At 59.8% G+C, this 11765-nt stretch carries 11 protein-coding genes; 5 read left to right on the top strand and 6 right to left on the bottom strand.

The window, feature by feature from the left end; genetic code table 11:
- Window positions 1-2039: putative bifunctional diguanylate cyclase/phosphodiesterase (locus ACXRVY_RS08365; RefSeq protein WP_458237236.1), on the bottom strand; the 2039-nt coding region annotated here is incomplete at its 3' end.
- Between the two features lie 872 nt (window positions 2040-2911).
- On the opposite strand from ACXRVY_RS08365, the gene ACXRVY_RS08360 reads away from it, so the two are divergent.
- Window positions 2912-3178 (top strand): DUF6124 family protein, encoded by a 267-nt coding sequence (locus ACXRVY_RS08360; protein WP_056726117.1) that lies wholly within the window; start codon window positions 2912-2914, stop codon window positions 3176-3178.
- A gap of 130 nt (window positions 3179-3308) precedes the next feature.
- Here the strand turns inward: ACXRVY_RS08360 and ACXRVY_RS08355 are convergent, their stop codons facing one another.
- The 3 genes from ACXRVY_RS08355 to ACXRVY_RS08345 all read right to left on the bottom strand — a co-directional run bounded on the left by ACXRVY_RS08355 (window position 3309) and on the right by ACXRVY_RS08345 (window position 5079).
- Window positions 3309-3905, bottom strand: coding sequence for a superoxide dismutase (locus ACXRVY_RS08355; protein WP_223460001.1), 597 nt, complete (start codon window positions 3903-3905; stop codon window positions 3309-3311).
- A 164-nt stretch (window positions 3906-4069) separates the two neighbouring features.
- Entirely contained in the window at window positions 4070-4672 is a 603-nt protein-coding gene (locus ACXRVY_RS08350) for a LysE/ArgO family amino acid transporter (protein WP_223460004.1), read from the bottom strand.
- 5 nt (window positions 4673-4677) lie between these two features.
- Entirely contained in the window at window positions 4678-5079 is a 402-nt protein-coding gene (locus ACXRVY_RS08345; protein WP_223460006.1) for an ACT domain-containing protein, read from the bottom strand.
- 96 nt (window positions 5080-5175) lie between these two features.
- On the opposite strand from ACXRVY_RS08345, the gene ACXRVY_RS08340 reads away from it, so the two are divergent.
- From ACXRVY_RS08340 to ACXRVY_RS08330, 3 genes are all read left to right on the top strand, one after another.
- Window positions 5176-6069 (top strand): LysR family transcriptional regulator ArgP, encoded by an 894-nt coding sequence (locus tag ACXRVY_RS08340; RefSeq protein WP_223460009.1) that lies wholly within the window; start codon window positions 5176-5178, stop codon window positions 6067-6069.
- 54 nt (window positions 6070-6123) lie between these two features.
- Window positions 6124-7116, top strand: coding sequence for an NAD-dependent epimerase/dehydratase family protein (locus tag ACXRVY_RS08335; RefSeq protein WP_223460012.1), 993 nt, complete (start codon window positions 6124-6126; stop codon window positions 7114-7116).
- Between the two features lie 117 nt (window positions 7117-7233).
- On the top strand, window positions 7234-8106 hold the full coding sequence (locus tag ACXRVY_RS08330; RefSeq protein WP_223460014.1) for an ATPase: 873 nt from the start codon (window positions 7234-7236) through the stop codon (window positions 8104-8106).
- A gap of 99 nt (window positions 8107-8205) precedes the next feature.
- On the opposite strand, the gene ACXRVY_RS08325 is transcribed toward ACXRVY_RS08330, so the two are convergent.
- Window positions 8206-9723 (bottom strand): MDR family MFS transporter, encoded by a 1518-nt coding sequence (locus tag ACXRVY_RS08325; RefSeq protein WP_223460017.1) that lies wholly within the window; start codon window positions 9721-9723, stop codon window positions 8206-8208.
- 78 nt (window positions 9724-9801) lie between these two features.
- Window positions 9802-10995: a 4-hydroxybenzoate 3-monooxygenase gene (gene pobA, locus ACXRVY_RS08320; RefSeq protein ID WP_223460019.1), complete on the bottom strand. Its 1194-nt coding sequence runs from the start codon at window positions 10993-10995 to the stop codon at window positions 9802-9804.
- 181 nt (window positions 10996-11176) lie between these two features.
- Between pobA and ACXRVY_RS08315 the strand changes: the two genes are divergently transcribed.
- The coding region (locus ACXRVY_RS08315) for an AraC family ligand binding domain-containing protein (RefSeq protein ID WP_458237235.1) at window positions 11177-11765 on the top strand (589 nt) is incomplete at its 3' end.

Raw genomic sequence — 11765 nt, 5'->3', positions numbered from 1 at the left:
GCGTTACTGCGTTGGGCCTGCTTCAGGTAGGCGCCCAGCTCCCGTGCCGGCAAGGGTTTGCTGTAGTGATAGCCCTGACCTTCGTGGCAGCCTTCGGAGATGATGTAGGCCTCTTGCTCGGCGGTTTCCACGCCTTCGGCAATCACCTGCATGCCCAGGCTCTTGCCCAGTTGGATGATGGCCCGAACGATGGTCGCATCGTCGTCGTCATCGAGCAGGTCCTGAACGAAGCTCTTGTCGATCTTGATCTTGTCCAGCGGCAGGCTCTTGAGATAACTCAAGGATGAATAGCCGGTGCCAAAGTCATCGATGGCGATCAGCGCGCCGGAGCGGCGCAGGCTGAGCAGGTGCTGGGCCGCCGTGCTGATGTCTTCCATCAGACCGGTTTCGGTGACTTCCAGCTCCAGGCTGCGTGGTGGCAGGCGATACATCTGCAGCAGGTTGTTGACCACCCGTGGCAGTTCGGCGTGGTGCAATTGAACCGTGGACAGGTTTACCGCCATGCGCAGGTCGCTGAAGCCCTGGTCATGCCACTCGCGTAATTGTTTGCAGGCCTGGTCCAGCACCCATTCGCCGATGGCAATGATGGTACCGTTCTGTTCGGCCAGCGGGATGAACAGGTCCGGTGGCACCATGCCGTGCTCGGGGTGTTGCCAGCGAATCAGGGCTTCGACGCCCACCACGCGGTTATCGCGATAGCTGATCTGCGGCTGGTAGACGAGGTAGAACTGATTGCGGATCAGTGCATCGCGCAGGTCTTTTTCCAGCTCGCGGCGGCGGCGCATTTCGGTGTCGACGCTGGCGATATAGAACTGATAGCGGTTGCGCGAACGGGTCTTGGCCAGCGTCATGGTCTGCTCGGCCTTTTGCAGCAACTTCTCGGTGCTGTCACCGTCCTCGGGGAACAGCGTGATGCCGATGGTGGCGCGCAGGCGGATCTCCTGATGATCGAGAGCAAACGCCGCTTCCAGATCATCGAGAATGCTTTGTGCCAGCTCGGCGGCTTCATAGGGTTGCTCGATATCGGCCTGGACCAGGGCGAACTGGTCGCCACCGAGACGGGCGAGGGCACCCAGGCGACCGCTATGCCCGCGCAGGCGATCGGCCAGGGCCAGCAACAACTGGTCGCCGGTCTGGTAGCTGAACTGCTCGTTGATGCCCTTGAAGTCATCGAGGCCGACACACAACACCGCGACCCGGCGCTGCAGTCTGCCGGCGTCGATGAGGATCTTGTCCAGTTGCTGCTGCAATTGCTGCCGGTTCGGCAGTCCCGTCAGGAAGTCGTATTGGGACATGCGCAACAGGCTGTTTTCCGCTTCGTGGCGCAGATGGGTATTGCGTTCGATGGATTCGAGCAACTGGTTGGCGGTGTTGATCCAGATGCCCAGTTCGTTTTTCTCGTGGCCCTTGAGCAGCGGAATCTTGTGTTCGCTGGGACGATCCGGATTGATTTCCGTGAGGTGCTTGATGATCCGCGACAGCGGCTTGGTCAGCAGCCAGTGATAGACCAGATACAACACCAACCCCATGGCGAGCGCGCGCAGTACGCCGGAAATGAAGATGATCACCGAGCTGACAATGAACCCTTGGCCGTAAGTGGCGGTATCGAGGGTGATGCTCAGATCGCCGTAATACTCGCTGTAAGGCCCGCGACCGACCAGTTGGGTGGTGAAGGTGCGTTCCTTGCCAAGAATCGGGTCGGTCAGCCAGCGACTGTAGGAGTGCTGCAACTCGCGGGTTTTTTGCGCGAGCATGGCTTCGTTGGGATGGCCGATGGAGGCCTGGCGCACGGCGGCGTYCTGAAACAGGCCTTCGATTACCTGCATGCCCATTTCCCGGTCCAGGCTATATACAGCCTGGGTCGAGGGGTCGCGAAACATGTCGAGGATGCGCTGGGCATCGCTGGCGACGGCCTGGCGTGTTTTATAGGCATCGAACACAATCTGGGCGCAGCTCAAGACCACGCCGACGATCAATGCCGACAGGAGCACGACCCGGAGCAACTTCACCGACAAGCTGTTCTTGAGTTCCAGCTTCAAAGGGTTATTCCTTGTTCCGTGCGGGTAGCATCAAGTTGCCATGAGTATTGGCAATCCCGTGATGGCAGTCAAAGGGACAATCATCCCTGGGGGATTTTGCCTTCAGCCTGGCCGATTTGCAGTTGTCCTGGCGAGTTAGCCTATTAGCACTGTGTCGGTTGTCGAGTCCTTCAACTTGAGGGGCAGGAGTGGAGATATTTTCCTTTTGTTTGATGTTAGTCGTCCGGGGCGTTGGGGCAAGGAGGGCAAGACTTGTTTCATCGTGGGAAATTGTCCTGGGTTGCTCGCTCAGGCGGCCAGATAGCCGACCTGATTTCGCGGATGTATTACTCCGTAGGAGCTGCCGAAGGCTGCGATCTTTTGATCTTGTTTGTAGGTAATAAAGCCAAAAGATCGCAGCCTCGTTGCACTCGACAGCTCCTACAGGGAAATGCGTACGCATGAAGAACCAGGCCTGCCAGCCGACCAATCTCCCACGCCTCTAAGCTGATCGTTCCCACGTTCCCGCGTGGGAATGCTGCCAGAGACGCTCCGCGTTACGTTTTTGCTGGTTAGCGGTGTAGGAAAGCGCCAGAAGTTTCCCACGCAGTTTTCAGGTTGCCCGTCGGAAGCGGGCTGAATAGCCTTTGGCTGTCGCTGAAAACTCAGCGATCGGGTGTGAGAACCCGGCAAGTCATAGTCATCCAGTGCCAGTATCCGCATAATTGCCGCCAGCTTATCCGCTGTTTGTAAATGCGTTATGGCGGCTGTGTGCGGGCAGACTTTTGTCTGGCCGGGTGCCTATGACCGGTTTTCTCACCTCGCACATAGCTGCCACCTCTTTGCCGTGTGAGAACGGCAATGGGTGGCACCCACCGCATAGGAATATTTCAGTGGATAAGTTAATCCCCGATCCGCCCTTAAATACAGCCAAACCCTATACCCCGAACACCATGTTCATGATCGTCCCGGACATGGACACCGAATCCCTGCTGGCCCACGCTTGTGAGTCATTGGCTTCGGCCAATGTCATGGCGAGTGATTTCGCCACCTTCCTGACCGGCCCTCAGCGCAATACGGCGTTGGCCATTGCGCAGATCATCATGCTGGCGGAACTGGCGGTGAATCGTGCGTTGGATAACGTCGATCCGCAGGGATAGGTATTCAGTCAGGTTGACCGCTTCGTCGTTCATCGCGAGCCTGCTCGCGAAGGGGCTCTGCCGAACGCTGAAAATCCCGGGCAATAAAAAACCCGGCTAAAAAGCCGGGTTCTTTTGACTGGCGTCGAGATTAAGCGGTGAAGGTTTTGCCTTCGAACTGCTCAGCCACGAACTTCCAGTTGACCAGGTTCCAGAACGCTTCGACGTACTTTGGACGCAGGTTGCGGTAGTCGATGTAGTAAGCATGTTCCCAGACGTCGCAGGTCAGCAGCGGGGTGTCGCCGTTGGTCAGCGGGTTGCCGGCGCCGATGGTGCTGGCCAGGGCCAGGGAACCGTCAGCTTTCTTCACCAGCCAGCCCCAACCGGAACCGAAGGTGCCGATGGACGTCTTGCTGAACTCTTCCTTGAACTTGTCGAACGAACCGAAGGCCGCGTTGATGGCTTCAGCCAGTACGCCGGTTGGTTGACCGCCAGCGTTTGGCGCCAGGCAGTTCCAGTAGAAAGTGTGGTTCCAGACCTGAGCGGCGTTGTTGAAGATACCGCCCGAGGAAGTCTTGACGATTTCTTCCAGGGTCTTGCCTTCGAACTCGGTGCCTGGCACCAGGTTGTTCAGGTTCACGACGTAGGTGTTGTGGTGCTTGTCGTGGTGGAATTCCAGGGTTTCCTTGGAAATGTGCGGCTGCAGGGCATCGTGTGCGTACGGCAGCGGCGGCAATTCGAAAGCCATAATGATTCTCCTAATCAGGTCAGTTGCGGTGAGCGCAAGGCCGATCACGGGCGGCCAGACAAGCGCCGGGGAGTTTGTACTCTTTGCGGCGCAGGGAGTCGGATCATAGCACCGGGGGGGCGGCATAACCACGCAACAACTGTGTGGAATAGAGGTTGCGCCAATCAGATGGCCGCGATCAGCTGCAGCGCTACGGCAAACATCATCAAAGCCACCAACAGATCGAGTATTCGCCAGGTGCTGGGGCGGGCGAGCCACGGTGCCAGCCATGCCGCACCGAGCGCCAGGGTGAAAAACCACAGCAGCGAGGCACTGGCCGCGCCTACTACATAAGCGCCGGGCTCGGTTTGTTGTGCGCCCAGGGAGCCGATCAGCAAAACGGTGTCCAGATAAACGTGCGGGTTGAGCAAGGTCACCGCCAGCGCGCTGAGCATGACCGCCCGCAGCGAGCGTACGGTCTGGCTCTCGCCCTGCTCAAGGCTCTGTTTCGAAAAGGCCCGGCGCAGTGCCTGGCTGCCATACCACAACAGAAACGCTGCGCCACCCCAACGGGCGATGGCCAACAGCGTCGGGTTCTGCGCCAGCACCGTCGCCAGGCCGAATACCCCGGCGGCCACCAACAGGGCGTCGCAGGCCACGCACAGCGCCGCCACCGGCAGGTGATGTTCACGCCGCAGGCTTTGCGCCAGCACAAACGCATTCTGGGTGCCGATCGCCATGATCAGGCCGAAGGCCACGAGCAGCCCGTTCACATAACTTTGCCACATGATTTTTACTCCGCGTTGGCTGCCAGATCCCGCAGTACTTGCAGGGCACGGTCGGCGTCGGCCTGACCGACAAACAAATGGTCGTGGTAGTAGCCGGCAATCACGTTGCAGCTGATTCCGGCCTTGCCCAATGCGGTGGCGAACGCGGCGGTCAGGCCGACCGCTTCGAGGGCCGAATGCACGTTCAGGGTGATCCAGGCGGCGATGTAGTCGAAGCTGAATCCGGCTTTTTCGGCGAGGGAACGTTCGAGAATCACGGTCAGGCCTTCCTGCTCGCGAAAGCTGCCGACAATCTCCAGATCCTTGGGCAACTTGCCGTCGCGCAGGGTGCAGAACACGTATTCGCCGGCGTTGAGTTGCGGGCTCATGCTGCGCAGCAGCGTTGCCAATGAAGTTTCGCCAGCCATGTGGGTGATCCTTGTTCAAGAGTTCGTGCTGGTCATTGTCCTTGTGAAGGTTGTATAAGAAAAACCAATCTTGCTGATCGCTCATTAGGAAAACTGATGTTCGACTATAAATTGCTTTCTGCCCTGGCCGCCGTGGTCGAACAGGCCGGTTTTGAACGGGCGGCCCAGGTGCTGGGTTTGTCGCAATCGGCGATTTCCCAGCGCATCAAGCTGCTGGAAGCGCGGGTTGGCCAGCCGGTGCTGGTGCGGGCCACGCCGCCGACGCCGACGGAAATCGGTCGGCGGCTGCTCAACCACGTGCAGCAGGTGCGCTTGCTTGAACGGGATTTGCAAAGCCTGGTGCCGGCGCTGGATGAAGAGGGCCTGCCGGAACGCCTGCGGATCGCCCTGAATGCCGACAGCCTGGCCACTTGGTGGGCGCAGGCCGTGGGGGCGTTTTGCGCGGAACAGCATCTGTTGATGGATCTGGTGGTCGAAGACCAGACCGTCGGCCTCAAGCGCATGCGCGCCGGTGAAGTGGCGGCCTGCGTCTGCGCCAGCGAGCGTCCGGTGGCGGGTGCGCGCAGCGTGTTGCTGGGGGCCATGCGTTACCGGGCACTGGCCAGCCCCGCGTTTATTGCCCGGCACTTTCCGCAGGGCGTACGCGCCGATCAGTTGGCCCGCACCCCGGCGCTGGTGTTTGGCCCGGACGATTTCCTGCAGCATCGCTACCTTGCGTCCCTCGGCGTCGAGGGCGGTTTCGAACACCATTTATGCCCGTCCTCCGAAGGTTTCATTCGTCTGACGGAAGCCGGGCTGGGTTGGGGGCTGGTTCCGGAACTGCAGGTGCGCGAGCAACTGGAAAGGGGTGTATTGCAGGAGCTGCTGCCAGATAAGCCGATCGATGTGCCGTTGTACTGGCATCATTGGCGTAATGGCGGCCAGCTGCTGGGGCTGCTCACCGATCAATTGGTCAGCGCATCGAAGCAGTGGCTGGTGCCCTTGGACTGACGCGCAGCGTCAAGACCTCACGTAATACGCAAAACGAAAAATTCGGAGCAATTCATGAAGATTCTGGTTACCGGCGCAAGCGGCTTCATCGGCGGGCGCTTTGCGCGTTTTGCCCTGGAGCAGGGCTTGGACGTGCGGGTCAACGGTCGCCGGGCCGAGAGTGTGGAGCATCTGGTACGCCGCGGAGCCGAGTTCATCCCGGGTGACTTGAGCGACCCGGAACTGGCGCGCGAACTGTGTTCGGACGTCGAGGCCGTGGTGCATTGCGCCGGTGCCGTCGGTTTGTGGGGGCGTTATCAGGATTTCCATCAGGGCAACGTCCAGGTCACCGAGAATGTGGTCGAAGCCTGCCTGAAGCAACGGGTTCGGCGGCTGGTGCATTTGTCGTCGCCGTCGATCTACTTCGATGGTCGCGATCACCTGGGCCTGACCGAAGAACAGGTACCCAAGCGCTTCAAACACCCTTACGCTGCCACTAAATACCTGGCCGAGCAAAAAGTCTTCGGCGCCCAGGAGTTCGGCCTCGAAACCCTGGCCCTGCGCCCGCGTTTCGTCACCGGGGCTGGCGACATGAGCATCTTCCCGCGCCTGTTGAACATGCAGCGCAAGGGGCGCCTGGCAATCATCGGCAACGGTCTGAACAAAGTTGACTTCACCAGTGTGCAAAACCTCAACGAGGCATTGCTCAGCAGTTTGCTGGCCAGCGGTTCTGCGTTGGGCAAGGCTTACAATATCAGCAACGGCACGCCGATTCCGCTGTGGGACGTGGTCAATTACGTCATGCGCAACATGGAAGTCCCACAGGTAACCCGCCACCGTTCCTACGGCCTGGCCTACAGCGTGGCGGCGCTCAACGAGGGTGTGTGCAAGTTGTGGCCGGGGCGTCCCGAACCGACGCTGTCGCGTCTGGGCATGCAGGTCATGAACAAAAATTTCACCCTGGACATCAGCCGCGCCCGGCATTATCTGGATTACGATCCCAAGGTCAGCCTCTGGGCGGCCCTCGATGAATTCTGTGGCTGGTGGAAGGCTCAGGCTATTCGCTGACGTTAGAACAACGACCCCTTACTGAACCGGATACGGGGCTTCAGGGTCAATGGTTACGGCTGTGGGGTTTATACTGCGCGGCATAAAGCCATCATGTGTTTCACTAAGGTTTATTCAATGTCCATGCGTAACGATGCCAACGACGACTTTGACGATGTACCGAGCTTGCGTGCAGACGTTCTCGATGACGATTTTCCGCCCACTGCCCGCACGGTCGTGCATTCGCGCACGGCGCCGGTGGTAAAGGTCAAGGCGCCGAGCACCGGCCCCCTGTGGGCGTTGGTCGGGGCGCTGTTCTTTGCGTTCGCGGGCCTGGCCTGGTGGAGCTTTCAGCAGATTTCCCTGATGGAACAGCAACTGGTGGCGACCCAGGAAAGTTTCGCGCGAATCAGTGAGGAAGCGGCAGGGCGACTGCAGGACATTTCCGGAAAGGTTGTTGCCAGCCAGACCAGTGTCACCACCGACAGCGAGGCCTTGAAGCTGCAAATCCGCCAGCTGGAAAGCAAACTCAAGGATCAGGGCGCCCAGCAGCAAGGTGTTGCCGGTCAGGCCTCGGACCTGGACAAGCGACTGGCACAAATGACCGCGCAAACCACCGAACTGGACAAACGCCTGGCGCAGTTGACTGCCCAGGATACCGAACATCAGACGGCCAATACGCAGTTGCAGGCCCAGGTCAAAGCCTTGAGCGCTGAATTGGCCGTCTTGAAAAGTGCCCCGTCCGATTCGGAAAAACTCGATGCACAGCTGAAAAGCCTGGGCGCCGATATCACCGCGCTGAAGAAACAAGGTAACCCGAGCGCTGCTATCGAGCGTCTCGAGCAGGACATGATCGTGCTCAAGAGCCAGCAGGACAACCGTCCGGCTGCCGCACAGGGCTCGACCAACACTGCCGAGTTCGATGCGTTCCGCAGCCAGGTCACCCGCAACATCAACACCCTTCAGGCGCAGGTCCAGAACTTGCAGCAGCAACTGCGCGCCCGGCAGTAGTCGACTGTTAATGAGCATTTAGTGGCGAGGGCAAGCTCCCTCGCCACAAGCATGTCTACTACCTGCGCATCGGCCAGCGAAGGCCGCAGTACGGCCTGCCTATCGAACTTTGTCCTCGCGCCCGCGCAACAACATGTTCGGCATGGCAATCGCCGCCGCCAACCCCAGCAGCGACACCACTGCACTGACCGTCAGCAAGTGCCGGAACGTCAGCAACAGCTCAGCGCGCAAGGCGTTCTGTGCCTCACCCGGTGCGGCGTTCAACCCGTCGAGCAACACATTCCCCGAACTGCCTTCGGCAATCAGCGACGAACCGGTCAGGTGCGCAAAACTTGAATCCTGCAACAGCGCCAGCAGCAGCGCCGACATCAATGCCACACCCACGGCACCACCCAGCGAACGGAACAGATTGGTGGTGCTGGTGGCGACACCGATGTCGCGCTGGTCCACCGAGTTCTGCGTGCCGACCAATGACGTCGGGAACTGCATGCCGGAAGAAATCCCGCAGAGCAACATGAACAGGCTGCTCACGACGAATGCCTGCGGCGGGCTGAACGCCATGCCAAGAATCGAGATGGGCATCAGCGCAGCACCGGTAAGGATCATCGGTTTGTAGCGCCCGGTCACGGAAGTACGGCGGCCGGCGAAATACGCGCCAATCGGCAAACCCATGGCCAGTGGCAGCAAATGCAGGGCGGCGCTGTCGGCACCGGCACCGGTTACGCTCTGGAAGCGCAATGGCATCAGCACAATCAGCGAGATGGCCTGGAAACTGGTAAAGAAAATCGTGCACCAGCACAGGATCGCGTTGCGGTTGGCGAACAGATGCATGGGCAGCAACGGCTCCCGTGCCCGCCGCTCGTGAACGACGAACAGCCCCAGCACCAGCACCGCACTGGCCAGCAGCGCCAGCACTTCGGCACTGCGCCAGGAATGGCCCTGACCGACCTGCGTGATGCCCAGTAACAACGCCGTCAGCCCGATGATCATCAGCACGGTGCCCAGGTAATCGATGATCGGTTTGCGTTGCGGAATCGGCAGGCCCACCAGCGTACGGTAAGCCACCAGCCAGGCACCCAGGCCCAGCGGCAGGTTGATCAAAAACACCCAGCGCCAGGACAGGTATTCGGTCATGTAGCCGCCAAGCACCGGGCCGGCCACGCTGGCCACCGCGTACATGCTGCTGAAATAGCCCTGATAACGACCGCGCTCCCGTGGCGGCACGATGTCACCGATGATCGCCTGGCTCACCGAAATCATCCCGCCGGCGCCGATGCCCTGGAAGATCCGCGCCAGTACCAGTTGCTCCATGCTCTGGGCCATGCCGCAGAACACCGATGCCAGGGTGAACAGGCCCATGCCGAACAGCATCAGCTTGCGCCGCCCGTACAGGTCGCCCAGTTTGCCGTAGATCGGCACCGCCACGGTCATGGCCACCATGTAGCCGGAAATCACCCAGGCCAGTAGGCTGACGTCCTTGAATTGCGCGGAAATGGCCGGCATCGAAACGGCGACGATGGTCTGGTCCAGCGCCCCGAGAAAGATCGCCAGCATCAGGGCGATCAGCACGCTGCGGATGGCGGGTTTGAGCGTTTCAGGCTGGTGGAGATTGGTCACGGGAAAACCTGCGGGCAGTGATTGACCCGCACGAGGCAAGGCGAGCGGGAATGCTCGCCAGTGTAAGTCGATAGCAAGCTATTCGATAGTCTCGTACGGAAGCCCGACGTAGTTTTCCGCAATGGTTTTTCGACCCGCCTCGGAGTCGATGAAATAGTCCAGTTCCGACTCGGCAATGCGCTGGCTAAAGGCATCGTGGTCGTCGAATCGGTGCAGCATCGAGGTCATCCACCAGGAAAACCGCTCGGCCTTCCACACCCGGCGCAGGCAGATTTCCGAGTATTTCTCCGGCAGATCAAGGCGATCTTCGCGGTAAACCTTGAGCAGGATGTTGAACAGCGTACTTACATCACTGGCCGCCAGGTTCAGGCCCTTGGCGCCGGTGGGCGGGACGATGTGCGCGGCATCTCCGACCAGGAACATGCGCCCGTACTGCATGGGTTCGACCACGAAGCTGCGCAGTGGCGCGATGCTTTTTTCGATGGACGGCCCCGTTACCAGTTTGTCCGCCAACTGTTGTGGCAGTCGCGATTTGAGTTCGTCCCAGAAGCGTTGATCCGACCAGTTATCGACATGATCGCTGGTGGGCACTTGCAGGTAGTAACGGGTGCGTGTCGGCGAGCGCATGCTGCACAGGGCAAAACCGCGCTCATGGCGGGCGTAGACCAGTTCTTCGTGGACCGGCGGGGTATCGGCCAGGATCCCGAGCCAGCCGAACGGATAGATCCGTTCGAAGACTTTCAGGCTGTCGGCGGGAATCGATTGCCGCGCCACCCCATGGAAGCCGTCGCAACCGGCGATGTAGTCGCAATCGAGTCGCCAGGTCTCACCGTCCTTCTCAAAAGTGACAAACGCTTCATCGGTTTTCATGCCATGGGGAACGACGTTGGTGGCTTGATAAATCGTCTGCGCGCCGGCCTCCCGACGAGCGGCCATCAGGTCGCGGGTGACTTCGGTCTGGCCGTAGATCATCACGGTTTTGCCACCTGTCAGGGCGTGCAGATCGATGTGGACCTGGCGCCCGTCGAGGGCCAGTTCGAAGCCGCCATGCACCAGTCCCTCGGCGTCCATGCGCTGACTCACGCCGGCCTGGCGCAATAGCTCTACCATGCCTTGTTCAAGTACGCCGGCGCGGATTCGGCCGAGCACATAGTCCGGGGCCTGGCGTTCTAGAATGACGGTGTCGATACCGGCGTTGTGCAGCAATTGGCCGAGCAACAGGCCTGCAGGGCCGGCGCCAATGATGGCGACTTGGGTTTTCAGCGTTTTCATTGTTTTTATGACTCGCAAGCTCCACGCGACCAGGGCCGGTGAATGATTTTTATGGATCGAGTGCTTGCATTTTTCCCTTGCGAGTCTGTCAATTGAAGGTGAAAACTGAGCCGATACCTGTACATTCTGCCAATCGGTGCGATTATCGCCCGTCATCTACTCCGAGACCTGGATTGAAGTGATGAACAAGCCTGACCTGCCTTCGATTCCGGTGTTCAAGCTCTACGGTGAAAGCCTGGATTGGCCGACCCCGGACTTGCTGCACTGTGAAACCATTTCCAAACGCAGTCGCGAACATCATTGGGAAATCAAACCCCACCGCCACGCTGATTTGTGCCAGTTGCTCTTCGTGTTCAAAGGTCAGGCAGAGCTTGAAATCGAAGGCCAACGTACGCAACTGGTGGAACCGGCGATCCAGATCCTGCCACCGCTGTCGGTGCACGGCTTTCGTTTTTCCGAAGACGTGGAAGGCTTTGTCGTGACCCTGGCCGCGCCGCTGATCGCGCACCTTCAAATGCAGTTGGGACACTCGGTCAATGCCCTGGCCCAGGCCGAAAGTTACCCGGCAGGCAAGGACGCCGAGTACCTCAACAGCCTGTTCAGTGCCCTGCAGAACGAATACACCAGCCATCAACCGGCGCGGGAAATGCTCATGCATTCGCTGGTCAGTGTGATCATGGTGTGGGTCAGCCGCCAGGTGATTCAGCGTCGCACCGCCATGGCGCGACCGCAGCGGGCCCGGGAATACCTCAACGGCTTTATTCAACTGG

It is taken from the genome of Pseudomonas sp. P5_A2_2, assembly GCF_054177685.1.
Note: the sequence above shows the minus strand (reverse complement) of the source record. Positions and strands in the feature narration are given on the sequence as shown.